Consider the following 26,587-nt stretch of genomic DNA (forward strand, 5'->3'; position numbering starts at 1 on the left):
AATTATTATGCCGAACTGAAGGAGCGAAGCGGTATATCATTTGTCTTAATTGATTGCCTGATCCTCTCAGGCCCACTTTTGTCTAAGGTCGTTAAGTCTTATAATGAAGCAAGAACAACTTGCAAGGAGGATATGTATGTCCGATAACGCAGTGCAGCAGAAACAGGAACTCACCGAACTAATCAAGCGCCATTCCATTCATAACAGCTCTAAGGAAACGGTAATCCCTTCCCTGTATGTCTATCAGCATTCCAGCATAAGTGAGCCTGCTTACAGGGTTTACAAGCCTTCCTTTTGTGTGATCGTTCAAGGCTTGAAAGAAATCTTGCTGGCACAGGAAAGATTCGAATACGGACCATCCAATTATCTGATTGCTTCCATGAACCTTCCAGTGATTGGTCAGATTATAAAAGCATCCACTGATATGCCTTACCTGAGTCTGAAGCTTGAGTTTACACAGAACCAGATTCTTGAAGTACTGAATGAATGTAATATTAAGGTCACGTCTAAAGAAAACGCCAGACGCGCCCTATTTGTTGGACAGATGGAGCCCTCCATTCAAGATGCTGTACTTCGATTGGTTCGGCTGCTGGATACACCAGGAGAAATCCCGTTCCTTGCCCCACTCTATACGCGGGAGATCCTGTACCGGCTTTTGCAGGGACCTTATGGAGCTGAACTGGCCCAGATTGCAGTGGAAGGCAGCAGTAGCTACCGGATTCGGGAAGCCATTGAGCATATTGTTCGACATTGGGAGCAGCCTTTTCGAATCGAAGATCTTGCGGAGACAGCCAATATGAGTGTGTCCTCGTTCCATCGACATTTCAAAGAAATTACCGCCATGAGCCCACTTCAGTTTCAGAAGCAGCTGAGGCTTCAGGAAGCACGTCGTCTCCTTATGGCTGAGTCAGCTGATGCTGCGGATGTAGCATTCCGGGTTGGTTACGAGAGTGCGTCGCAATTCAGCCGGGAGTACTCCCGCATGTTCGGCGCGCCGCCGAGAGCAGATATCAAACGTTTGAAGGAAAAATATGATCATGTTATGAGTGAATAAGTACACCGGCTGAGAAGTTGAAATGTTAGAGAAATGGATAGCATTAGGCTATCCATTTTTTAATTTAAAGAGTGAATATCTAATTCTATTCCCATCCTTATATTGACAACTTGTGATTCATGGAACTATAATCCATACTAAACCAAGTTACATACAATGTTTTATAAAGGAGAGGTATCGGATGGCTAATGTTCAGACTTTCAAAGCTACTGCACACCTACAAGATGGGGTTAAAGTAATCACCAAAGCAAGACAATTCGAACTGATCATCGATGAGCCAACAAACCTCGGTGGTACGGATACAGGAATGAATCCTGTAGAAGCTTTACTTGCCTCCCTTGGCGCATGTCAATCCATTGTGGCCCGGGTCTATGCCTCCAAATTCGATGTCGTCCTTGATGATTTCAGAGTTGAAGTTGAAGGTGAACTGGATCTTGACGGATTTTTTAACCGATCTGATGTACGCCCCGGTTATTCCGATATCCGATACACGTTTTATATCAAAACCAGCTCATCTGAAGAAAAAGTTGAATCATTTGTACAATTTCTAGAAAGTAAATGTCCTGTGGGTGATACGATTTCCAATCCGGTGAATACCAAGCTCAATCGCGTCATTATCGAAAATGGGATATCATTGTAACAAAACGAATGAACCAGGTACAAAAAGATATAAGCAATACAAAAACATACAAACAATACAGAAAGGCTGCTTCCCAGCAAGTTAAACTTGCTGGAGAGCAGCCTTTTTAAAATTAAAATCTTGGATTTATAATGTGAATTGTTTTGTCAATTGAATAGTTCTTTCGATGAGTGCAGCGGCTTCTGCGCGAGTTGTATTCCCTTTTGGCTTCAATGTTCCGTCTGGATAACCGTTAACAAGCCCATTAGTAATGGCGGCAGCAAGTGCTGAACGTGCCCAACCGGATATTTCAGCGCCGTCGGAGAAGCTGATATTACTGTCTGAATCAGCGATCTGCGCTGCACGAACGACCATTGTCGCCATTTGCTCACGGGTCACCAATTCATCTGGACCAAAGGTGTCATCACTATATCCATTCACAATGCCCAGACCTGCCGCAGTGGAAATTGCGTCTTGCGCCCAATGCGTCGTAGTATCCGCAAATCCTTTGTCAGCAAAGCCTTGCAGATGTAAAGCCTTAATGATAAGAGTAACAAATTCGGCTCTGGTAATTTTTTTATCCGGTCTGAAACTGTTATCCGGATAACCCTGGATCACACCGAGTTCAACCAAATCCATAATACTGCCGGAAGCCCAATGTCCTACGAGATCCGTGAAATTCTTGGTTCCTTCCGGAGCTTTCGTTACGGTCTTATCGGATACCAGAACAGCAAACTTGGTAAAATGATTAATGGTTCCCGATACCGTTCCATTCATTTGATCCACTTTCATATTATCGAGTGAAACCCACTTTTGGGCCTGCTCGTTGAACCAATACAATCCCACTATTGATTTGTCAAAGTCTACCTTGTTCTTGTCGAATGGCAAGGTGACAGTTACCGGTTTGCTGAAATTCCCGCTCTTGCTTGCAGTAATCTCATAGACATCCCCGAGCAGTTTCAATGTGGAATCGGTGAACAGATTCGACGTTTGGCTTACTTTATTTACGGAGATGACGATGCTGCTCTCCATCGCTCCGGCTGGTACATTGATTTTGACTCCGCCCAGGCTCAACGATCCACCATTCACAGTAATCGTTCCACTGTTGGCAGTAGTACCCGTTTGATCACCACTCGTTCCTCCAGTTGGAGTTGAAGGAGTCGAAGACGTTGGTGGAACCGAGGTGGAATCTCCGGCTCTGACGACAGTTATACTGTAAGTCTTGCTTGATCCATTACGTGCTTGCACCGTAATTGGAATTACATTTTTTCCAACAGACAACCCGAAAGATTGATTTATTCCGTTTGCATAGGGTTCACCTTTAGCAGACAAAGTAGCTTGGCTATCCGTAGCCTTCGCCGTAATACTGATGGAGTCTGTTGCTTGTTCAACATTCAGAGTATACGCCGTGATTGCAGGATTGAATGCTGGAGTCAAAGCGCCTTGATCAACAGATAAATCATCCAATGTGGAAACGTCAATCAGCTTCCCGGTTCGCATATCTTCCTTCACAAGCGCAAAATCAGCTGCGACCTGGTGGGAGTAATCCTCCGCTGCATTAAGAATAAAGTTCTGCAAATCATCCCAGATGGGTACGATATTTGTTACAAAACGTTCCTCAAAACGGTAGTTCAACTCATCGGATACCTTGTCCAAGCGCGAGCTTGCATAAGCGTAAGCCTTGGCTGCATCGACCAAATACTGCTCCAGCTCTTGCTTGTTCTTAAACGGCTTATCCGTGTAATCCCCTTTAAAAGGTGAGACTTCCTTGATCAGATACGAGCGATTCATTGCTTCGAGTACACCCAGATAAGAATCGGGATCAACTGAAGTTTTAAGATAAGCATCTTTCGATAAATTGGCGTCCCGGGTCTGCTCTTTCACGTCGAGCAGAATATCATCCGTATTGGCCTCACTTGCTCCTTCGATTAACACATTGTAGCGTTCAACCCCAATGCTGCCAATTCCCTGATGAATACGGCGTACAATATCCTTTATCTTAAAATAGGCATCGAATTCATCATCGCTCAGATTGAGGAAATTGCTTCTGACTTGCAATTTGTATGCTTCCCAAGCATCTTGCAGGGAAGATTTCTCCGCATCTGTAGCGGCTTCAAACTTATCGGAGTTGCCGGCAATGTTTAATTTTCCATCAAGTGCCCGCTTGCCGAGCAACTTTTGCAATGCTTCCTCATAAGACACTTTGGAGACTTTGTCCATGACCTCTTTCGTATATGGAGTTACATTGCTTTTGGTCAACTTAGTGTTTTTGGGGCTTATCTCGCTATTAATCTTTATCAGAGTATCCTTATAGGTATCTAGAAAAGTACGAGATACGTCCCGGAAATCGGCGTCCTGCAGATTGGTAGTCGCAGAGCTATCTTTTTCGTATTTGACCACATAAATACTTGTAACAAAGCGAATCAGATCATCATAAAAGCTGCCGATGCCGGAAGAATCCACATCGTTCAAGCTGAACACCATTTGATTAGTACTGTCGTTAAAAGTTCCCACATTCTGAATATGGGCATCGCCTTGCGTGTACGTAAGGATGTCCTTCTCATTCCAGCCTGGAATGACCGAATTCGGTGAAGGAATAAGACCCGCTGCCAGATCAGCCTTGAATAAGGAATGTGTACCACGCAGGAAGGTATATTCATTCGCTCCCATGGCGTCACTTCCATATTTATATTCTTTGGTGGCAGGGTCATTAAAACCTGTATTGTCCGCTATGATGCTGTTTTCAACGACATGTTTGCGATTCTCATCAGCAAGAAGTGGTTGACTGTACCGAAGCAGGGGGACGCTGATCACTTCCGAAGCCAGGCAGTCCGGATCCTGCACAGCCTCAGCCATTAACGTCACATTCAACATGACGGAGTTCATGACAGCAGAAGTGGATATACCCGAAATGGATAGCGTAATTGTACGATCACTGCTTCGGCCCTCAGCCTGGATACTCCAGTCTCCCTCAGGAAGGCCCGTCACACTGTAAGCATTCGAGTCCAATACCCCATCCACGGGAACGCCGGCGCTAAGATTGAGTTGGATCGTGGTATTTAAGTCCTTCGCGCTGTTCATACGAATGTTGGACGATGAGGAGTCCAATGTTGCTACAATCTTATTGGATGGTGTAAATTGAGCCAAAGTTACGGTGTTGCTTCCTTGATACACCGTTAAGGATGAGGTTGGTCTGTGTACTTGATCCCACGCACCAGGATGAATCTCAAATGTCAGAAGGCTGTCTGAAACCACATTCCCGGTATCGTCTCCAGTTATGGTCACTTCGATCTGATCTCCGTTCGCATTGGCTTCAGCAGTGAATCCTGCCGGGAGGCCGAGCACACTGAAGTCGTCGGATGACCAAGGTCCCTGCTTAACCAAGCCTCCAAATGCATTCAACACAATCTTGTTATGTACAGGATCTACGCTCGAAGCCGATTGCATTTCTAACCTTTGATTACTTTCCAGAATGACATAGGCGGAAGTTGTGCTTGAATTGCGAGCCTTCGCCCCTTTGACCTTCTCAAAGTCATTTCCGTTATTCCGAGTGTCCCAGTTGTTTCCGCGATTCGGAAACGCAGCTTCTTTAGTGGATTTCTCCGGGTTCAGCGGATCGAACACCAATCGTTGCATGGTGTTTTGTTTGCCAGCTTGTGGAGCCGGACTTCCCCAATAAGCATCTGCATTATATCCAACAAAATCAACCACATGTTGCTGTAAAGCGTCAGCCATCGGATCATTGGCCGTCAACAGTTGTGTCGTATTCAACAAAACCAGCTTTCCATTGTTGTTATCTAGTTTAAATGAAGCTTCAGTCGCATCCGGCTGTGGAAGCTGCTCCCCGACATTACCATTGCTGCCAAGCGCAATCAGATAATAACCAAATGCCGGAATCTGGGCAGTCATTGTCCCTAGATGAGCTACTTTCCAGTTATTCTTTTGGTTATCAGCAAATTGTATAGACCAGTCGTTCAGCGAAACAGGTTCTGCTGTCGGATTATATAGTTCTACAAAGTCGTTGCCGTACACGTCGAGTACGTCGTCTTTTTTGCCTCCATAAAAATGGCTGATCACCACGTTTTTCGCTAAATTGCTGGTGTTAAGGTTTTCTGATGCTGCAGCATGTCCGATTCCTGCAAATGTCCAGAATGATTGGATAACCATTACTGCCACAAGGATCGTCGCTACCCAGCGTTGATTGATGTCTTTCAAGTTGTCTAACCCCTCTCCCATATAAAAGCTCAGGCTAGTATATCAACCCAATGTAAGAGGACAGTTAAACTAAAAATTCATAATATAAAAATTGTAAAATCCTTGAATATGTAAAAATCACAACAAATGTATACGATGGATGATCTTTAAATAAAAACAAATGAAAAGAGCCGCGACTGCTCGCGGCCCCTAGCTTGTTGGATGCGGGAATCTGAATTCCTGCTACCCCCTAAGAAACATTTCCATTCCATTTATACGTCATAGCGGACTTGCCTGGAATAGTGACAACGAAGCTTTGGCTGCCCCATTGGATCTTCACATTTTTCGACGAGCTGGAAGAGTTGTAGGCAACTACCACTTTGGAACCGTCCGGATTGCGGAAAGCCACATTTTTGACTTCAGATCCGGTGTTGCTGTCAATGCGGTATGCATTGGGTACTACAAATTTACTAAAGTGACCCAGCAAATAATATTGTTTGTGATATGTGACATTATTCTCAGGTGCGTCATTACGGTTGTCCGAGTTGCGGATTGTAATCATGCCTTTGTTCGTGTTGTTCGGTGAAAGCAATGCAGGACCGTCTTTTTGATCCAGGGCAGCATTCCAGAGAATGATCGATTTGGACCAGTTTCTCGTAATATTAATGAACTCATTCATCATATTATCGAAACCAGATGAGGTACCATTCTGCGGATCATTCCAGTTGCCGAAACCACCCTCCGTGAACCAAACTTCCTTGTCCGGGTGACTGTTATGCATGGAGGTCATTGTTGATCCGTCCCCACTGTCATAATGGTGGAATGCGCTCCCGGATACGTAGCTGCCTTTGCCTGCGTTCTTCAGATTCGTAATGACCTGGTTCGGGAAGGTCCAGTTCAGAAAGTTATGGTCGAATGCAATAATCTTGGTGTTGATTCCGGCATTGCGGAGTGTTGGTCCAAGATAATCGCCGATAAAGCCCGTCTGATCCTCTACATTCATACCCATGGAAGGATAATGGGATGGCTCGTACATTGGCTCGTTTTGCAACGTGACAGCATAGATGGGTACCCCTTCAGCCTGGTAGGCTTCAATGTACTTTTTGAAATAATTCGCATATGTTCCGTAGTGTTCTGCTTTCAGTTTGCCGCCGTTCAGATTGTTGGAATATTTCATCCAGGCAGGCGCACTCCATGGGGAACCCATTACTTTGATATTGGGATTCTTGGCGATTGCCGCTTTGACCATGGGCAGTATGTAAGCCTTGTCCCGGTCGATCGTGAATTGGCTGAGTGAAGTATCATTTGCCGTATCGGCATAGGTATAGGCGGCCCAAGCAAAATCGGAGCTTCCGATCGGCTGTCTCAATAAGCTAAGTCCAATGCCTGTGTTGCCAAACAGCCTCTCCATCACTTCCGCGCGCTTATTATTATCCAGCTTGTAGTTCATGAGCCATGCGGAAGCATCCGTTAATGACACCCCAAAACCATCCATCTGCTGATACGTTTGGTTTTCGTTGACCGTAATGGTAACATCCGCATTGCCTGAGTTGCTGCTGAAGTTTTTTGATGCAATCTTGGTGAGTCTGGCATCTGCTCTAAGCCCCACTGCTGGTTCAGAATTAGGGTCTGAAGTTGAAATCCATACCTCCACCTGTTCACCCGCTGCATGCGCAGTCTTGGGCATATATGAACCATATGAACCCGCCGTTACCAGAAAAGTGGACAGCAACACTAACGCACTCTTTTTCCATATCTTCATAAACATATCTCCTTTGATTTATGATAATTTGGACTGCCGAATATCAGATACTACAAAATGAAATCGATTTCATTTTTAAAATCATAAAGTCCTTTTTTCAGTTATTGCATGTCGTAGTACTTTCACCTCCTTTTTGAAGGGTATCGGAGAAAGATGTAGATCAAAATCTTGTAAGCGTTAACAAAGATATTTATACACTTTATTGGAAAAAATTTCAACACTAAATTTTATTTTTTTATATAAAATTGTAGAAAATCCTAAAATGGACTGGATTCCACGCTCATTCTGCTCCTCATTTCCCCCTGATTGCCATCATATAATACAAAAATGACGTCCTCTGGAGGTATCCCTGGAATGAGCCATGTACTGAGCGCAATTGATGAGGAAATAAATCGGATCATGACTTCCTTGCTTCAACAGCAGCAACAAGATGGTTCCTGGCATTTCTGTTTTGAGAACGGTACGGTAATTGATGCTTATGTCATCATTCTCTTTCGGGTATTGGAAGTCCCGAATGAAGCGCTGATCCGGGAGTTGCATGATCGTATCCTTAACGAACAGCAACAGGATGGATGCTGGAAATTGTACGCCGATGAAGAGGATGGAAATTTATCCGCATCGGTTGAAGCGTACTACGCCCTGCTATACTCCGGGTACAGCCAGAGTACGGACGAGCCAATCCAGCGGGCCAAACAGTATATTCAGTCCAAAGGAGGTATTGGAAAAGTTAGCAGCATTTTGACCAAAGCCATTCTTGCCGCTACCGGACAAATGAAATGGCCTTTATCCATCTCTATGATCCCCCTGGAAATACTGATGTTCCCTACCTATTTTCCCATCAACTATTTTGAATTTTCCGGTTATTCCAGAGTTCACCTCACTCCCATGCTCATTATGGCCGACTTGCGCTTCGCCCTTACACCACCCCATGCGCCCGATCTATCTGATCTGACCGACTCACGAAATGTTGGAGATGAGCTAACGACTCCGGGATATCAGGAAATGCAGGACGACATTCTAAGCGGAAGCAGCCGACTGATCGGTAACCCTCGCCACATCCACGACACTGCACGAAAAAAGGCAGAACAGTTCATAATAGAGCGGATTGAGTCTGATGGCACATTGTACAGCTACGCCAGCAGTACAATTCTCATGATCTTTGCCCTATTGGCCCTAAAATACGATAAGCAGCATCCCCTGATTACAAAAGCCATAACCGGACTCACGGCAATGCAGTGCCGTTCTTCAGGAGGTCAAACAACAATTCAAAACTCCCCCTCTACCATATGGGATACGGCCTTAATCACCTACGCATTGCAGGAGGCTTCTCTTACTGATGACCATAAGGCTATTCAACTCGCGGCCTCCTATTTGCTCTCCCGTCAGCAAGATAAAAGAGCCGACTGGAGCATCCATAATCCGAATACCGTCCCTGGAGGATGGGGATTTTCGGAGTCGAATACAATCAATCCAGACGTGGATGATACAACAGCAGCTTTACGGGCTATTCGAAGCTTGTCCACTACTCTTCCAACGTTTCAGGAATCCTGGAATCGTGGGCTGAATTGGGTCCTGTCCATGCAAAATAAAGACGGCGGCTGGCCGGCATTCGAAAAAAATACGAACAAGGAGATGCTCACCTGGCTCGCCATCGATGGTGCCAAATCTGCGGCTACAGACCCTTCAGAGGCTGACCTAACGGGACGTACCTTGGAGTATTTCGGTAACTTTGCCGGGCTTGATACCAGGCATGAATGGATCAAACGTGGAACAAAATGGCTCATTCGAAACCAGGAAAAGGATGGCTCATGGTACGGAAGATGGGGCGTATGTTATATCTACGGTACCTGGGCTGCATTAACCGGTCTTACGGCAGTTGGACTACCAGCAAGCCATGGTACAGTGCAAAAAGGAGCGCAGTGGCTCTTAAGCATCCAGAACTCCGACGGTGGCTGGGGAGAATCCTGTCAAAGTGACCGACTCCTGCACTATGTGCCATTAGGGGAAAGTACCCCTTCCCAGACCGCTTGGGCACTTGACGCGCTCATTGCAGTCCAACCCAAGCCTACACCTGAGATGAATCAAGGCGTTCTACGGCTTATTGCATCAATGCACGAGAACGATTGGAGAACCTCATATCCCACAGGCGCAGGTCTTCCCGGGAACTTTTATTCCCATTATCACAGCTATACATATATTTGGCCTCTTCTCACATTAAGCCACTACAGAAGCAAATATGGGGCATCTTAAAAACTTACTTTACGGGCTATTTTTCAATATTTCAGTTCCCGATCAATGTTCACCCATACTTCATTAAATTAACCTAAAAAAGCAGGAAGCTCTTAAGAGCTCCCTGTTTTTGTTTGAAATAATTTATTGAATGATCAAATTAAAGCCATTTTGAATCTGATTCACATTAGGGTTGGCAATGTTGCTTGTTGTCAGATTATTGAATGTGGCAGAACCATTACCGGTATAAGTGTATATTGCTGCACCTTTATGTGGGGTTGTGAACCTAGATGTCTCAATTCCGTCCAGACCGGTACCATTAATGTTGATGTTATTAAACACAATATTCTGGAAACCGCCGCCGTATCCGAATTGAACAGCACTGCGCTGCGTATTGAGGATGTCAATATTGGTAAACGTAACGTTCTTGATGGAATCGTTGGAAGCTTCAAGATCAATAGCTCCGCGCTCACCATTGTACAGATCTTTACTTGTTCCGCTGTTAATAATCGTTGTATCGGAGAACAGAATGCCTGTGTTATCTTGGAAATGGTATCCAGGGAAAACAGTGTTCATCCGGATCGCCGAACCGCCAACCGTGTCAACAATCAGGTTGTTGGTTGCCTTATGTCCACTGCCACCAAAGAACGCGATGCCTGCGGCGCGCCAGTTATTCTCAATCGTGTTGAACGAGAATGTGTTGTTCACACCGGCAGGAGCACCATTCACGTTGCTAGTCCATACGGCCAGACCATCATCACCATTGTTGCGGACACTGCTGTTGCGTACAGTCGAATTGCTCGTGCCTTGGGCAAAGTTGACACCGTCAGCAAGGTTATTCCGAATACGACTGTTCTCGATCACTAGGCCATCGGCAATGATTGCAGGTGTGTGGGCGTAATCCCCTACCCAGAAACCACATTCAAAGTGCTCAACCCATACGTTGCTAACCTTTGAATTTTTACCGAAATTGTCCATAAAACCTTTGTAAACTGCATTCTCGTTATAGCGCGAACGCAGCATGGAATTCATATAAATATTGCTGAAATCCAGCTTACCCTGCACACGGAAAGAAATTCCGCCTGAGGCTGCATTAGGGTTAGTAAACTGAATGTTCGTATGCCAGATGCCTGCACCTACAATGGTGAGGTTGTTAATCATATTCGTCGGCGTACCAATTTTCCACATATTGCCCAGATGGAACGTGCCCTCAGGGATATATAGAGTCTTGCCTGTAGATACCGCGGATTGGACCGCCGCTTCGAATGCGGCAAGGTCATCTTTTCCATCATTTGCAATCGCACCAAAATCGGTTACAGAGACAGAGTTAGCCGGGCGCGGGATCACCGCTTGAACGGGTTCGATTTCGAGGAAATCCACACCGTATTCCAGGTTATCTCCATTGTTTTTCTGAATACGAATGGTATCTCCAGCTTTTAGAGGTGTATCCAGTTTCCAGTGCACTTCATCAAAACGGAACAACGGACGTCCTGCACTTGGCGTATCCCCCGGATGATCACTGGAGAAGTACTGCCAATTGTAGTAGGAGGTCAAAGGAACCGTTTTGGCCTTGGTCCCGTTAACATAAACGTCAAGTGCGCCGTTAAGACCCATGCCATCTGTGGAATCCGGCATCGTGAATCGCATGGTTACACCTGCGCCTCCCTCCCCTTGTCTAACCGTCCATTGAGCATAAGAACCGTTGGAAGGAAGTGCGATATAGCGCTGGCCAGAGGCTTCCGAAGCCGTAAGAGCCTGATCAAAGGTTGGTGCGGATTTCAGTGTGGCACTGCCACCACGCGTAGCATCATCCGTATCATACCGGGTATAAGGCATGCTTGCACCACGAGCTGAATATACGTTCAAACCTGTTGTAACGACGTTATTCGTTTGTTTGACCGGAGCTTCATTGTTGTCCACTGCTACGGTAGTTGTCACATTGTAGTTACCAGTTACAGCAGTCCAGGTACCTACATTGACATTGACCGAAGCTCCAGGTGCCAATGTACCGGTATAGGAACCACTATACGTCTGAAGTGTTGCTCCGGCAGCGTTCTTGAGAACCACTGTAACTCCGTGTGCACCACCTGCGGAGGCCATGTTGCCTTGATTTTTCAGATTAACTGTAAATGTTACTGTGCTGTTTGCTGTAGGGGTTCCTGGACTCCAAGAGACCGTGCCTACCAGATCAGAACTTGTAATCGGTGCAACCACCAAAGAAGAAGCGTGTGTGTAATTATTGTTTCCCTCATTCTCTTCAATGATCTGGTTATTCTCATCCACCTTGGCACTGAGCGTATATGATGCAGCTGCTTTATTGCCAGCATTAAGCGAGACCGTAGTCGAAGCCCCTGCTTGCAAAGCAGCTACTGGTGAGGAACCCGCCAGTTCATTGTTTAGATAGAAGTTGACGCTAGAAGCTGGAGAAGCAGCGGAACCAATGTTTTTGACGATGGCATTAAGGGTGATGGCATTGTTCTCCACTGGAGAAGATGGAGACCAGGACATGCCTGTAATCGTCAGATCAGGATTAGGTGCAGGTGTGCCGAATACCTGAAATTCAGCAATTTGCCCGGCAGGAGCGCCCGAGTTCGTGGTAATGTTCAGTTGCAGACGTTTAACCGTGGCTGTAACGGGAATGGTCACCGTGTTACCGGAAGCCGGGTTGAATGTATATGATTGGGCGGAAACCAGATTGCTGAAGGTGGTTGTATCCTGGTTATGTCCAAGCACTTGAATGGTCTGTGTTCGGGTGCTCCAGACCGGATCCGGGTTTAGTTTAAGTACAATGGATGTAATCTTATGATTGGAGCCGAGATCCAACGTCAGTGAGCTTGGATTGCTGCCCCCTTCCCAGTACGAATTGATATTGTTATCGTTTGCATTCGCAGCTACGAAGGATAAGGTACTGGACGATGCAGTAATCGACTTACCGATGGCGATGTTGCTTCCCTCTGTAGGGATGATTGGGGGATCCACAGGATCGGGGCCAGGTAGCATTGGTCCCTCACTGGCTGGACCGTAAATTTCAAATGTCGACAGTTGAGCTGCCGGCCACTCGGAATTGCCCGTTACGCTTAAGCGAACGTACCTTGTCTCGACAGCAGGAAAATCGATGGTAACCGAGTTCTCCCCAACGGTTGGATTAAATACATAATCTGCAGAACCCACGATATCCGTGAACGATGAACCGTTGGTGCTACCTTGCACGGTTATCGTTTGGGTTCTCTTTTCCCACACTGTCGGAATCTTCAATACGATTTGGTCAATGTTGGTGCTGGTGCCAAGATCCACTTGAATCCATTGGGGGAACGCGCTATTCGTACTTTCCCAATAGGTTGCTTGGTTACTGTCAATCACATTGGTCGGGCTGTATGTTTGGTTGTACCCGCTCGCGGTAACCTGTTTGCCCTGTGCCAGGTCCGGACTTTCGGCTGCTGATACAGGAGATGGAAATCCGACAGTCAGGAATACGTTCGAGATCAGCATCGTTAATACGAGTGACCACATAATGTACTTGTTGCGCAAATTCAATTCCTCCTCAGGTTATTAGCAAAATGGTTTTTCAATGAAAATGGACGGTTGATCTGCCTTATTTTTTCGCTGCGCCGATCATCACCCCCTTATCAAAGTACATGACAAAAAAATAGCAAAGGCATTCAAAAAGGATTGTGAAACCATAATATTGGGTCGCTACTTACCTTGAGGAGTTTCTTGGATAAACTGATTTGCTTTTCTGCTTGGATTTGTCATCTATGGAATAGATTAAGTATAAACCGCTTCCAATTCTCCTTATCGGACCCCTAGAGACGGTATTCGGACTTCTGATGTTCCTTTTTGGATGTTAACGAGCAGCCTTAAGGCTTGCGAGCAGAAAATACATCGTTATCCAGACTTTCATGTGTGCATTTCGGACTTTTGAACCAAAAGAGGGAAATATTTATATTTTTTCAAGCGATTGATTTATACTATTCCTTTCGTGTTCGTTCTGGATCTAATGACCAGCTTCTTTAAAACAACAAAAAGCACGCATTGATCCACTTAGGGTCATGCGTGCTTTTTATTAAATTCATTTAGGGGAATACCTAAGTTTGAATACAATCCTTAGTTCAGGCCAAAGCCACGAACAAGCATGAAGCCTAGAATGGACAACACCATAGAGCCCAGCAATCCTGCCAAAAAAGGTTTCTTGCCCAGACGACGGAAGGTTGCAATATCCACACCCAACCCCAATCCAGCCATGGCCATCGCGAGCAGCATATAGGAGAGAACCAGAAGCCCTGAGATCAACTCTTGCGGAATAATGCTCAGCGTGTTTAATCCACTCATAGCCAGAAAACCGAAAATGAACCAGGGCACTGGCAATTCTCGCCAGCGGATACCTTTAGATGATTTTTGCTCTCCACCACGCGCCTGTCGTGCACTCCACAAACCGATGATCAGTGCAATCGGCACCAGCATAGCGACCCGGGTTAGCTTCACGATAACTGCCATATCTATTGCCGCTTGCCCTCCTGGTGCAGCCCCAGCGATGACGTGTGCCACTTCATGCAGTGTAGCTCCTGTGAATAAGCCATATCCTTTCGCACTTAGACCCAATACCGGGTATAACAATGTATATGCAAGGGTGAAGATTGTTCCCAATATAGCTACCGTGGCCGCACCTACTGCCGTTTCTTCATCTTTGGCCTTGATCTGTGGCGCAATCGCGACCACTGCCGCTGCACCGCAGATGGCTGTTCCACAAGCAGTCAGCAGCCCTATTCGCTTGTCGATCTTTAACCATTTGCTCAGTCCGTAGACAACAAAAATCGTAACAACAACATTGATTGCCGCTAGCGCAACGACTTTGTAGCCTGCATGGACAATATCCAGAAGGTTCAGCTTCAAACCAAGCAGGATGATGCCAAACCGTAGCAATCGTTTTGCCGAAAAGGAGATCCCTGATTGAGCGGTCAGCGGAACGCCACGCACTGCCCGGTACAGGATACCAAGCAGAATTGCAATAACCAATTGACCCATAATATTTAAGAACGGTAGATAACCCAGCAACTTGGCAATAAACGAGAGTAATAAAGTCAGTCCGATCCCCTGCAGAAATCCCCTGTTCCTAACACCTTTTATGTTTTTAACGAATGTCAATTGGGTCTGTAAAATCATAGCTCCACACTTCCTTATTGGATAAAGTATATCCTCACTATAGAAGCAGACAGGAAGGAAGTGAAATATGATTCTGCGATCCTAACCATTATAAAAACTTATGATTGGTTAGGTATCTTATGCTAAAATGAGCTCAATAGGCTTATAACTATAAAAACACACTATTCAAATGAGGAATTCTAATGATAACTGATGCGTTAAAAGTCTTCGTTACCGTTGCGGAACAAAGCCATTTCTCCAAGGCCGCAGAACTGCTGAATCTGTCCCAACCGGGGGTGAGCCTGCATATCAAAAATCTGGAGAATGAGCTGGGAGCCAAGCTGCTGCATCGTTCTCCAAAGCAAGTGTCCCTGACTGAAGCGGGGGCAATCCTCTACAGACATGCTAAAGTCATTCAGGCCCGCTACGATGAAGCGCGGCAGGAGATTCAGATGCTGCGGGATGAAGTGACCGGAAGCATTCAGATCGGGGCAAGCTTCACCATCGGTGAATATATTTTGCCTAAGAAGCTGGCAGAATTCGCATCACAGTATCCGCAGGTCAACATTCAGGTTACGATTGGCAATACCCAGGAGATTCTGTCTGCGGTTAGGGTAAATCAGCTGGATGTCGGATTTGTGGAGGGTGAAGCGCAAGCCTCGGCAGACCTTGACGTTATCCCTTACATGAAGGATGAGATGATCGTAGTAGCTCCTTCCGGTCACCCCCTTTCCGGTTCCGTCGTGGTAGAGCAGAACTTGCTTCAGGATCAGGTCTGGGTTCTTCGTGAGTTGGGTTCGGGAACACGCGCGTTTAGCGATCATTTTATGGAACAGACTGCAATCCGTCCGAAGCGGTCCTATGTTTTCACCAGCAGTCAGGGTGTGAAGGAAGCTGTTGCTGCGGGACTCGGAATTGCAATGGTATCCAGATGGATTGTTCATAAGGAGTTGGCAACCGGGGAAATCGAAGAACTGCGAATTAGACAGCTGCATCTGGAACGCAGCTTCTCCATCATTCGCCACAAGGAACATTCACATTCCATGGCGCTTGATGTTTTCTTGCAAAAGCTTCTTTTTGTCAAAAAAAAGGGTTGAAGGCTATTCGCCCTCAACCCTCTTTTGAAATTACACAAGCAGATACATCCTTGCTTCATAAGGACGAAGTGCGTTCTCTGAAACAACGTCCGAATAGTTACTAATTAATAATCTTTTATCCCCTGCAAATTCGCTTGGAAGCTGGAATGGAACAACTTTGCCATAGAAGTTGCACAGGACTAGCAATTTGGTATCACCAAGTGTTCGTGTGTAAGCGAAAAGGTTGGTGTCTTCCGGATACAACAGTTCATAATCCCCATAAATGATCACTTCATGCTCTTTTCGCAGCTGAATCAGTGTTTTATAGTAATGGTAAATGGAATTCGGATCATGTATAGATTCTTCCGCATTAATCTCCGTGTAATTCGGATTTACCAAAATCCATGGTTTGCCTTCCGAAAAACCCGCATTTTCGGAAGCATCCCACTGCATCGGCGTACGTGCGTTATCACGGCCTTTTGCATAAATGGATTCCATCACTTCTTCCTCTGGATACCCATTCTCGACCCGTTCCTTATACAGATTCAGCAACTCAATATCACGGTATTCTTCAATTGGGTAACGTACGTTCGTCATGCCTAACTCTTCACCCTGGTACACATATGGCGTACCTTGCATGCCATGAAGAAGAGTAGCCAGCATTTTGGCAGACTGCACACGATATTCCCCGTCATTTCCCCAACGGGACACGATCCGCGGAAGGTCATGGTTGTTCCAGAACAAGCTGTTCCAGGCTTCTCCTTTCAGTTCGGTCTGCCATTTGGATAACACTTTCTTTAATTGAAGCAGATCCAGCGGCTGGAGATCCCACTTGCCTTTCCCCTCCTGCTCATCCAGGCTAATATGTTCAAATTGGAAGACCATGGATAGTTCACTGCCGTCCGGGTTGCTATAAAGCTTGGCACTCTCGGGCGTTGCTCCCCAGGTTTCTCCGACGGTTAGCAGATCACCCTTCTGGAATGTCTCTTTACTGAGTTCACGCATATATTGGTGCAGATTTGGCCCATTTCCTGTAATTTTGAGGTCAGGCTGCTTGCCAATCAGATCGATAACATCAAGACGGAAACCACCTACGCCTTTATCCATCCACCATTGAATCATATCGTATATCTCCTGCCGTACCTTGGGGTTCTCCCAGTTAAGATCCGGTTGTTTAGCAGAGAAAAGATGCAGATAATACTGTCCCAACTCGGGGACCCATTCCCAGGCCGATCCACCAAACGTTGAACCTAAATCGTTGGGAGGTGTTCCTTCCACACCATCTCTCCACACATAATAATCGTGGTACGGATTATCCTTGCTTTTCCGGGCTTCCTTGAACCAGGGGTGCTCGTCTGATGAGTGGTTAAGCACCAGATCCATGATAATTCGGATGTCCCGCTTGCCCGCCTCCTGAATTAGCAATTCCATATCTTCAAGTGAACCAAACATCGGATCGATATCCTGATAATCGGAAATGTCATACCCGTTGTCATCTTGCGGAGACTTGCACACTGGTGACAGCCAGATCGCACCGATGCCAAGATCCTTCAGATAATCGAGTCGGGATAATACACCTTTCAGATCCCCGATTCCGTCACCATTGCTATCTTGAAAGCTGCGGGGATAAATTTGATATACGACAATTTCTTTCCACCAATTTTTATTTCCCATAACGCACCACCTTTCTCTTGAACCAGATTCTGCTTATCCAATATCCGTTTCATTCACTATTATTCTTTTACCGACCCCACAACAATTCCGGTTACAAAGTATTTTTGCAGAAGCGGATAAATCAGCAGCAGCGGAATGACAGCCACTACGATTTTGGCTGCATTTAGATTTTTGTTCGAAATCTCAGTCAGATTGCTGAGCTGAGCTGAGTTTGTGCCGGATTGCAGAAGTTCAGCAATATTTACGTTAAGAGACTGTATGTAGGTCATTAACGGATAATTGCTGACTTTGGTCATATAGATCAATCCACTAAAGAAATCATTCCATGTGCCCACGATACTGAATAGGGATACAGTCGCCAGCGCCGGAATAGACACGGGCACGTACACTTTGAACAGAACCTGCAATGCGTTCGCTCCGTCAATGAATGCCGCTTCTTCAAGTGCTTTCGGTACTGCGGCGAAGAAGTTCATCACAAGGATGACACTGAATATCGGGACAGCACCTGGCAGTACAAGCGACCAAATTGTATTGAGCATATCCAGGTTTTTGATCAACAGATAACTAGGGATCATGCCCCCACTGAACAGCATGGCAAAAATCATGACATTCATATATATATTTCTGCCCTTAAACTCCCTTTTCGATTTGGAGAGCGGGTAAGCCATCAAAACAATAAGAATCATGTTGAGTATAAGGGATAGAGCCACACGTAGAACGGAAATGCCAAAGGATCGCCAGAACTGCGCATCCTCAATAATTTTCGAATAAGCGGCTGTTGTAAACTTGACGGGTAACAGACCTACGGCATTGGCCGAGACGGCCTCACTGCTGCTGAATGAAATCGCAACGATATTCCATAATGGAAGGAGGCAGATCAAAGCCAGCAATATAACGATGGCGTAGATGACAAACCGGCCCATTCGGTCTTTCAGGCTTGCGGAATAAGACACAAGTTTCGCCTCCTTAGAATATTTTTCTGTCGGTGTATTTTTTGGCCAATTCGTTGGCGGACAATAATAGAACAATACCGATCACTGACTTGAACAACCCAACAGCCGTACCAAAACTATACTGTCTGCCAACGAGACCAATCCGGTATACATAGGTATCCAGAATATCGCCCGACTCATAGACAACCGGGTTATACAGATTGTAGATTTGATCGAAGCCTGCGCTCAAAATATTGGTCAGACTCATGACCCCCATGAGCAGGATAATAGGCAGCATACCGGGCAATGTAATATGCCATACTTTTCTCCACCAGCTCGCTCCATCTATGCCTGACGCTTCATATAGGCCGGGATCAATCGAGGTAATTGCAGCCAAATAAACGATGGAACTATAACCGAATTCCTTCCATACGTCCGTCCCGATAATTAGCGGTTGGAACCAGGTATTGCTTCCGAGAAAATTAATATTTTCCAAGCCGAAAAAGGCTAAAATCTGATTTACACTTCCATCCAGGCTGAACATGTTAACGACCACGGAGGCCAGAACGACCCAAGACAAAAAGTGAGGCAGATATACAATGGTCTGCACGGATTTTTTAACGAATTTAAAACGGATTTCATTTAATAAAATGGAAAAAATGATGGCCATCAGTGTCCCGAGTAGAATCTTGGCGATGGCAATCACCAACGTATTGCTGATCACTTGGCCGATGTCCGGCAGTTTGAACATATAAATAAAATGCTTGAGTCCAACAAACTCGGAGCCAAACATACCTTTGGCTGGTACATAATCCTGAAACGCCGTAATGACACCAACCATTGGAATGTAGCTGAATACCAGCAAAAATAAAATGCCTGGCAGCATCATCATATGATACATGGCACCCGTGCCCAAGCGGTTTCTTGCTTTATATTTTTCCTGCTTCATGGATGAACCCCTTTCCTGAAGAAAGGCTGCTTAGCGCAGCCTATCAGCAGTGTTAGCTTAATTATTTTTGGGATGTGGTCTCGGCTTCGATCTCCTGGATCACTTGATCGCCGCCTTGTTTCTTCCAATTGGTGACGAATGTTTCGAAGTAATCCAGCGGTTCTGCACCCGTTATGATTTTGATGAAAGATTCCTGTTCCATTTTGGTCAGGTTAGCCCACGTCTGTTTCATGCTTGGTGTAGTTCCAGAGAACGCTGGCGTCATCCAGTTAAATTTGCCTTCTCGGGTCAACTTATCAATTAGCCCCACTCCGTTCATACGTGAGTGATATTTCGACCAAGCTGTTACATCATCCGTATCCTGGTCTTTCAAGTACGTTTGGATACTGCCAATATTGTTCTTAGATTCTGTTGTACGAACTTGATCCAAACCGATCTCGCCTTTAATTCCACGAACGACGTCGGAGTAATCATCCAGCAGTGAGGTTGCCGAGTTGACTTCGATATTAAAAGGTCTGGTTGAACCGTCTACGCCGCTTTCCAAATACTTGGCTGCCTCTGGCATGGTAGTTGCGACATCTTTGTCATTTGCCAGTTTATCGTAGAACAGATTTATAATTTTAATCGCGAGTTCCGGGTGTTCATATCCTTTTCTCACTACGATAAACTGACCGGATGGATTGGCGTGTGCCACGTTTACCTTGCCGTCTGCATCTTCCAGCGTGTAAGCCGTGAATTTCGCATGTTTATCCATCTGTTTAACACTGCTCAGTCCCCAGTCTGGAATGTGCCACGGTCCAAAAGCAATTCCGCTCTGACCGTTTGTGTATAGTGCATTGATATCATCAAAAGTACGAGTTCCAAATTGCGGGTCAATGATACCTCTCTTGAACCAGTCGGCCATAACACCCAGCATCTGCTTTGTTTCCTCTGTAGTTGAACCATAAACAATGCTGCCGTCTTCACCCTTCATCCAGTATTGAGGATACGCCCCTTCGGTTGAAGCAACACCCAGCATAGTATAGGCAGAACCATTATAGTCCGTCGTATTCAGGGTGTTCACAAAAGGAATGCCCACCGGTTTCCCGGTTTGCCCAGGATCTTTTTTCAGGAACTCTTCTGCTGTTTTCTCTACATCTTCGAGCTTGATGGCACCGTCTCCGTCAGCATCAAGTTTGATTCCCAGCACATCCAGCCAATCTTGACGAACCCAAACCATAGTTGGTGCGGAGTCCAGAGAGGTTGCTGGAAGGCCCATCAGTCGGCCATCAATCGTAGCATTGTCCAGTGCACGGCCATCGTAGGAGTCGTAAACCTGTTTGATGTTATCGGTGGCATATTGTTTGTATACTTCCGTCAGATCTTCAATCAGATCATTATCAACCAGTTCTTTAAGTTCATCCTTGGAATCGACACGCATCATATCGGGCAGTTCCCCGGAAGCGATTGCAAGAGAAACTTGACGACTGTAATCTTCACCGTTAGCCTCAAATTGGTCCTTAATTTGTGCGTTAAACGATTCTTTAACCAGACGGGTATACGCATTGTTCTCATATGTATCTCCAGCCGGTAATTTCGGGTTCGCCGTCGTAACACGCCCCATCGTTACCGTCACTTCGTCTTTATAGGCACTGAACGGATCTCCAGGTGTTACCTCATATTGGCCTGCATCCTCAGCAGTCGGTGGATTGGAGGATCCCCCACAGGCTGCAAGGACGGAAACCATCAATGCGGACATGGACAGCACAGCCAGTCGTTTCGTCAACAGTTTGCTTTTTATTGACCAATTATTTCTCATCAAATTCAACTCCCCTTCGTTCTGATTATTTCTCTATCATGTTGTTTGCGCTTTCATTATAAAACTTGGAGAAGCTTAATCGAGATAGGGATTAAACGCTAGTTTGGATAGAGAAATGTATACAGTTTTCACTCGGATCAACGAGCAACATGGAGGTTGTGAACATTTATCTTACCTACTGACTTACATTTGTCTATCCTCGTTAATAAGGGAAGGTAGCACAGCGAGTGTGGCACAAAGAAAAACCGGCAAACTCCTCAAACAGGAGTCTACCGGCTATGAATGATTGAATTGAGTACAAAAACGTGTGGAATTCAGCGTTGTATAGGTTAGCTCTTCAGCGTTGATTCTGGGATGCAGTCACTTCAGCAGTTACTTGATCGCCGCCCTGTTCCTTCCACTCCTGTACAAATTGATCGAATGAATCGATCGGTGCAGCGCCTAAAATAATTTTCAAAAACGTATCATGTTCCAATTTGGACAGTTTAACCCACGAGCTCTCCATGGCTGGCGTGCGTTTGTAGGTAAGGCTTCGAACTTTATGAATATTCGGATCAAAGAAGTTTCTTCCACCCACGAGCAATGAATAACCACGCATAAAGTTCTCACTGTGCTGATCCCAATACGAAATGTCAAGTTGATCATAAGGCTTTAGCTTGGTTTGTTTTATCGTCGAAACTGTATTTTCCAGCAGCTTATATTCGGACTTGTCCTTGAAATCAGCTGGGGATTTGGTTCCAGCCAGAATCTCCTGCACGGCTTTGGATTCAAATCGTGCTTCATCTGCTGGAGCAAAGAAATTGCGGCTGAGCATAAAACTCGTACCATACTTGAACTCATCCCGGAGGTACAGATTGTTTATTTTAATGATCGCTTCCGGATGAGCATACCCTTTGCGAACCACCAGGAAAGAACTTGAGGGATTATCCACCTTCACACGAAATGCTCCATTTGCATCCAGTGGGAGCGCGTAAGCCTGCCAGTTCGCCTTGGGATCATTCAGCCAAGCGCTTGGGAGCGGCCAGTAGCCTGCAAAGAAACCTTGAAAGAACATCCCCGCCTGTCCGCTAATAACAGTTTCCTCTGGCTCTTTGCGAATGCCCAGATCTGGATCAAGGAGACCTTTGGCATACATATTACGAAGCCTGACCAAAGCGTTCTTTGTCTCTGGTAGAATCGAACCGTATACAGGTTTTCCATCTTTTTCGAGCCAATATCCGGGGAAAGCTCCATAAGCCGAGAAGATCGGTGTTAGATCAAAAGCAAAAGCACTGTTGTTGAAATCGTTAAACAGACTTGTGCTTGAGGCAAGCCCGATCGTATCCCGTTTTCCGTTCCCATCCGGGTCCTGCTCCACAAAGGCCTTCGCGATCGCTTCCAATTCGTCCACCGTTTTCGGTGGTTTCAACCCAAGACGATCCAACCAGTCCTGCCTGATCCAGAGCATGCTGAAGTCTTCCGCCGTCACAGACGGAACAGCCATCATTTTCCCTTCAAAGGTCACTTGTTCCCGTGCCAAACCATTGGTGCTGTCGATAATTTTCTTCATCTCGGGTGAAGCGCTGCTTGCGTATGCCTTGGTTAGATCTTCAATTTCTCCCGCTTTGACCATCTCATTCAACTGAACCTGATTAACGATCATCGCATCTGGCAAATCATTGCTGGCGATAGCCAAATCAATTTTCTGACCGAAATTCTCTTTGGATACCTGCCACATGACTTCAACATCAATGTTAAGGTTTTGTTTAATCGCCGTTTTCCACATGTTCTTTTCTAATGTCTCTCCTTCAGAGAGATCCGTACCAGTTGGGTCGACCACATATCCCAACCGAATGGAAACGGGATGTTCATATTTGCCAAATGGATCGGTGGCAGCTGTGTCAGGTATGGTTGTTGCTGGTCCAATTGGCGATTCCCGAAAGTAAGAAATACTGAAAAATACGATACCTGCAATCAAGCTAACGACAACAACACACGCAGCCATCTTCTTGATCATTGCTTTCCCTTCTTTCACCGGATTGTCAGTCGGTTATGTGGAGCGTACACTATTTGTCCGCTCTGCCTAATTGTCGATATTCACTAGGCAGCACACCTGTCAGTTCGCGAAAGATTCGGCTGAAATATTTCTCATCCGTATAACCCACCCGCTCTGCAATCCAGAAAATCGTGTTGTTTGTGTTCAATAAATACTCTTTCGACTTCTCCATTCGGATATATCGGGAATAATCATTAAAGGTTTTTCCCATGATGTCCTTGAAGCATTGGCTGAAATAACTTCGACTAATGTTGAGTTGCTGGGACAGCCCTGAAGCTGTAAAAGCCTGATCCAAATCATTTTGCATAATCATCACGGCTTTTTTCACACCATCTATCATTTCCTGAGAATACGAAGTCTGTTCATCCGCCTTTCGAATACTCTCAGAGGTCTGCTTGATCCACTGTTCCACTTCGTACCAGGATTGAAAAGAATGGATCATTGAGATTCTGCCCAGCGTAGTCTGGGCAAAAAGATGGTTCCACTCCATGACCAGGGAATACAGTAATCCCATCAATTGCCCTTTTTGCAGCCTTAGGGATTTAAACTCTTCAACAAGCTGGTTATAAAAATTGTCGTTATGCGTCCACGGAGATAGAAACCAACTTCGCTTAATTCGATCCATGTCCTCATCCTGAGGTTCTGTTGGAGAAGTGTCTTGTTCATTCAAGGAAACGGCAATAACCGGATCTTGGGGTTCATACGCATAAAATAAGGACGTTTCTGTATAGTTTATAATCCAGTTTTGAATTTGCGACCATGTCCGTTCTTGAACATCAGACAACACCAGTAGGGCTCCTTGGGGAATTTGATCCAAGTATCCCTTCAATCTATCGAATAGCTGATCCTCTCCATTCAGGGATGCCGCCCACATCCAGCTGTTCCGTTCCACTTCAAATAGGACCTCGTCTACATTGGATTCGAGTCCAATGGGCCAATTCTGTCCGGACTTTCGGTCCAGTGAAACCAGAGCATACACTTTACGGTAATGGATATTAGTTTCACCAAGCTGCGGCAGCTTTCGTCTTGTATTCGCGAGCTCACCAATCCGGGTATGTATTCGATTCAACACATGTTCGAACTGCTCCTTCTCGAGCTGAACTTTGGCTATATAATCGATCGCTCCCAGCCTAAGTGCTTCCTGGATATAATCAAAATCCTGATGAAGAGTAAGCACGACAATATGAAGTTCCGGGTAGAGCTGCCTTGCAGCGCGCATCAGTTCAATGCCAGACATCACCGGCATCGCCAGATCCGTTAACATCAGATCTACCGAGTTGGATTCCAGAAAATCCAATGCCTTAGCCCCGTTACTTGCTTCTCCAACTACCTCCATGCCGAACTCGTTCCACGGCATCGCGGAGCTTATTCCTTTTCGTACCAATTTATCGTCATCCACAATCAATACCTTAATCATGCCGAGATATCTTCTCCTTTGATCGGAAGTATAAGCAATATGCTTGTCCCTGTTCCCAATTCACTCTCAATCACCAGTTGAGCTTGATCACCGTATTGTGCTTTTAACATGCGGTGAACGTAATTGAGCCCAATGCCCATCCCTACTTTTTGATGTTCAGCTACACGGTTGTTCAGAAGTCTTTCAATCGCTTCCTCCGTCATGCCTGCTCCGTTATCCTGAATCATAATGTTTAGCGTTTCTTTGCGTGTGACTTCAATTTGAATAAAACCTTCGTCGCTCAGTCCGTGATAAAGTGAATTTTCAACCAACGGTTGTAGTATAAAACGAGGTACAGGTATCTGAAGCACTTGCTCATCTGCGGAAATACGCACATCAAATTCAAAATCATAGCGGATTTGCTGCAGGGTCAAGTACTGTCTAAGCGCATCAATCTCTTCTTCCATTGTGGAAACCTGTCCCAATTTACCTAAATTGTAATACAACAGCTTATTCAGGGACTGCACCAGCTTGTCGATCTCCCCTTGTCCATTCATTACCGCCAGCCAGTGGACCGTATCCAGCGTATTCATCAAAAAATGAGGATTGATCTGGTACAGCAGCTTTTCCACTTCAAGATCTGCACGAATTTTCTCTTTCTGCTGCACCTCTTTAAAGAGGTCACCGATTTGATGCTGCATATTCGAGAATTCGCCTAACAGAAAATCAAATTCGGGAATTTGCGTACGGGTCTGACTGCCTGCCGTTTGTGGATTTTGAGACATTCCGTTGATTTGCGAATGGAACAGACCGAGGGGTTTATAAACCATCTTCCACAGCAACCAAGCCAGAAATACCGTAAAGCCAAGGAAAAATAAAGCGACCAGTAATATTTGAAGCAACCATTGGTTTTTCTCCTGTTGATACTTGGCCTGCGAGATCACCGACACAACGCTCCAGTTCTGAGTGGAGTCCTGTCTGAACCAATGATGACCGCGAGCTATTCCGTCCGATGCTGTACCATTCGATAAGCTGGAAAAATTCTCACCGACTTTCATCGCTTCGGGAATCTCACTATACACAATGTTTCCCTCTCCATCGAGGATCAAGTGGGATAAATCTCCTTTGTACTGATTGTAACCCAATATATCCTGCGCAAGGTGAAAACCGGATTCAACGTAAATATAAGCATCGTCCCTCTGGGGTAATTTTACCTTCCGCATGGCGGATAAGACGAGTTGATCATCAAACCGGTTCATACTGACATGAGGACCATAGTAGGTGATCCCATATGCTTTGGAGAGCACAGGCAAAGATTCGGGTGAAAAACGGTCCTTTATGGGAAAGTTTCCGAACTGTGTGGAGCCATCCTTCTGAAAATAATACAATGTCAAACCTATATTCGGGTTGGTAAACGTTACGACATTTAATTCGCTCTTTAATTCATCCCGCGTTTCAATCAATTCAAATATATTGGAGGATGGTTTCAACACCTCATCCAACTTTTTACCTAATGTACCACTGTAAGACAATTGCTGAGTAACATGATTCAGGTTGGTGATCGAATTCTCCAGTGAGGAAGTCACCTGCTGTAAATTGCTCCGAATGCCATCATCGATCTTGTTCGCAAAAATGGAATCAATGGTGTAGTAGGAAATTGCAAATATACTAATGAAGGGAATAAACGCACTGAGAAAAAACAGCAAAAAGATCCTTTTTTTAAGTGTCAT

Annotated in this window: 15 protein-coding genes; 4 read left to right on the forward strand and 11 right to left on the reverse strand. The window is 45.5% G+C overall.

Translation table 11 applies throughout. The features are described from left to right. The first annotated feature begins 136 nt into the window (after window positions 1-136). Together A6049_RS13470 and A6049_RS13475 are read left to right on the forward strand one after the other, a co-directional pair. Entirely contained in the window at window positions 137-1,054 is a 918-nt protein-coding gene (locus A6049_RS13470; RefSeq protein ID WP_063565135.1) for an AraC family transcriptional regulator, read from the forward strand. A gap of 181 nt (window positions 1,055-1,235) precedes the next feature. Then, a complete protein-coding gene (locus A6049_RS13475) occupies window positions 1,236-1,694 on the forward strand; it encodes an OsmC family protein (RefSeq protein ID WP_063565136.1) in 459 nt (152 codons plus the stop codon). A 126-nt stretch (window positions 1,695-1,820) separates the two neighbouring features. Here the strand turns inward: A6049_RS13475 and A6049_RS13480 are convergent, their stop codons facing one another. After that, complete coding sequence (locus A6049_RS13480) at window positions 1,821-5,888, reverse strand: S-layer homology domain-containing protein (RefSeq protein ID WP_063565137.1); 4,068 nt, start codon at window positions 5,886-5,888, stop codon at window positions 1,821-1,823. 229 nt (window positions 5,889-6,117) lie between these two features. Further along, on the reverse strand, window positions 6,118-7,629 hold the full coding sequence (locus tag A6049_RS13485) for a glycoside hydrolase family 30 protein (RefSeq protein ID WP_063565138.1): 1,512 nt from the start codon (window positions 7,627-7,629) through the stop codon (window positions 6,118-6,120). A 354-nt stretch (window positions 7,630-7,983) separates the two neighbouring features. On the opposite strand from A6049_RS13485, the gene shc reads away from it, so the two are divergent. Beyond that, window positions 7,984-9,879: a squalene--hopene cyclase gene (gene shc / locus A6049_RS13490; RefSeq protein WP_063565139.1), complete on the forward strand. Its 1,896-nt coding sequence runs from the start codon at window positions 7,984-7,986 to the stop codon at window positions 9,877-9,879. 123 nt (window positions 9,880-10,002) lie between these two features. On the opposite strand, the gene A6049_RS13495 is transcribed toward shc, so the two are convergent. Beyond that, window positions 10,003-13,386 (reverse strand): galactose-binding domain-containing protein, encoded by a 3,384-nt coding sequence (locus tag A6049_RS13495; RefSeq protein WP_063565140.1) that lies wholly within the window; start codon window positions 13,384-13,386, stop codon window positions 10,003-10,005. Window positions 13,387-13,962: 576 nt separating this feature from the next. Further along, window positions 13,963-15,018 carry a YeiH family protein gene (locus A6049_RS13500; protein WP_063565141.1) on the reverse strand — a complete coding sequence of 352 codons (1,056 nt, stop codon included), beginning with the start codon at window positions 15,016-15,018 and terminating at the stop codon, window positions 13,963-13,965. Between the two features lie 182 nt (window positions 15,019-15,200). Between A6049_RS13500 and A6049_RS13505 the strand changes: the two genes are divergently transcribed. Next, entirely contained in the window at window positions 15,201-16,094 is an 894-nt protein-coding gene (locus tag A6049_RS13505) for a LysR family transcriptional regulator (protein WP_063565142.1), read from the forward strand. A 30-nt stretch (window positions 16,095-16,124) separates the two neighbouring features. On the opposite strand, the gene A6049_RS13510 is transcribed toward A6049_RS13505, so the two are convergent. From A6049_RS13510 to A6049_RS13540, 7 genes are all read right to left on the reverse strand, one after another. Further along, window positions 16,125-17,747: a glycoside hydrolase family 13 protein gene (locus tag A6049_RS13510; RefSeq protein ID WP_063565143.1), complete on the reverse strand. Its 1,623-nt coding sequence runs from the start codon at window positions 17,745-17,747 to the stop codon at window positions 16,125-16,127. A 59-nt stretch (window positions 17,748-17,806) separates the two neighbouring features. Further along, the gene (locus tag A6049_RS13515) at window positions 17,807-18,700 is read right to left on the reverse strand and encodes a carbohydrate ABC transporter permease (protein ID WP_079697595.1); all 894 of its coding nucleotides are present in this window, start codon (window positions 18,698-18,700) and stop codon (window positions 17,807-17,809) included. 13 nt (window positions 18,701-18,713) lie between these two features. Beyond that, a complete protein-coding gene (locus A6049_RS13520; RefSeq protein ID WP_063565144.1) occupies window positions 18,714-19,628 on the reverse strand; it encodes an ABC transporter permease in 915 nt (304 codons plus the stop codon). A gap of 61 nt (window positions 19,629-19,689) precedes the next feature. Further along, window positions 19,690-21,426, reverse strand: a complete 1,737-nt coding sequence (locus A6049_RS13525) for an extracellular solute-binding protein (protein WP_063565145.1) — start codon at window positions 21,424-21,426, stop codon at window positions 19,690-19,692. 337 nt (window positions 21,427-21,763) lie between these two features. Then, window positions 21,764-23,422, reverse strand: a complete 1,659-nt coding sequence (locus A6049_RS13530) for an extracellular solute-binding protein (RefSeq protein ID WP_240321390.1) — start codon at window positions 23,420-23,422, stop codon at window positions 21,764-21,766. A 49-nt stretch (window positions 23,423-23,471) separates the two neighbouring features. Further along, window positions 23,472-24,878, reverse strand: coding sequence for a response regulator transcription factor (locus A6049_RS13535; RefSeq protein ID WP_063565146.1), 1,407 nt, complete (start codon window positions 24,876-24,878; stop codon window positions 23,472-23,474). Beyond that, a complete protein-coding gene (locus A6049_RS13540; protein WP_063565147.1) occupies window positions 24,875-26,587 on the reverse strand; it encodes a sensor histidine kinase in 1,713 nt (570 codons plus the stop codon). Before A6049_RS13540 ends, A6049_RS13535 begins: the two co-directional genes overlap by 4 nt.

The organism is Paenibacillus sp. O199, from assembly GCF_001636635.1.
Taxonomy (GTDB): domain Bacteria; phylum Bacillota; class Bacilli; order Paenibacillales; family Paenibacillaceae; genus Paenibacillus; species Paenibacillus marchantiae.

Excerpts from the sequence above, each read along its gene's own strand:
- A6049_RS13485 (WP_063565138.1), bottom strand. The coding sequence starts at position 7,629 with ATGAAGATATGGAAAAAGAGTGCGTTAGTGTTGCTGTCCACTTTTCTG.
- A6049_RS13470 (WP_063565135.1), top strand. The coding sequence starts at position 137 with ATGTCCGATAACGCAGTGCAGCAGAAACAGGAACTCACCGAACTAATC.
- A6049_RS13540 (WP_063565147.1), bottom strand. The coding sequence starts at position 26,587 with ATGACACTTAAAAAAAGGATCTTTTTGCTGTTTTTTCTCAGTGCGTTT.
- A6049_RS13525 (WP_063565145.1), bottom strand. The coding sequence starts at position 21,426 with ATGAGAAATAATTGGTCAATAAAAAGCAAACTGTTGACGAAACGACTG.
- A6049_RS13535 (WP_063565146.1), bottom strand. The coding sequence starts at position 24,878 with ATGATTAAGGTATTGATTGTGGATGACGATAAATTGGTACGAAAAGGA.
- A6049_RS13520 (WP_063565144.1), bottom strand. The coding sequence starts at position 19,628 with ATGAAGCAGGAAAAATATAAAGCAAGAAACCGCTTGGGCACGGGTGCC.
- A6049_RS13500 (WP_063565141.1), bottom strand. The coding sequence starts at position 15,018 with ATGATTTTACAGACCCAATTGACATTCGTTAAAAACATAAAAGGTGTT.
- A6049_RS13530 (WP_240321390.1), bottom strand. The coding sequence starts at position 23,422 with ATGATCAAGAAGATGGCTGCGTGTGTTGTTGTCGTTAGCTTGATTGCA.
- A6049_RS13510 (WP_063565143.1), bottom strand. The coding sequence starts at position 17,747 with ATGGGAAATAAAAATTGGTGGAAAGAAATTGTCGTATATCAAATTTAT.
- shc (WP_063565139.1), top strand. The coding sequence starts at position 7,984 with ATGAGCCATGTACTGAGCGCAATTGATGAGGAAATAAATCGGATCATG.
- A6049_RS13475 (WP_063565136.1), top strand. The coding sequence starts at position 1,236 with ATGGCTAATGTTCAGACTTTCAAAGCTACTGCACACCTACAAGATGGG.
- A6049_RS13505 (WP_063565142.1), top strand. The coding sequence starts at position 15,201 with ATGATAACTGATGCGTTAAAAGTCTTCGTTACCGTTGCGGAACAAAGC.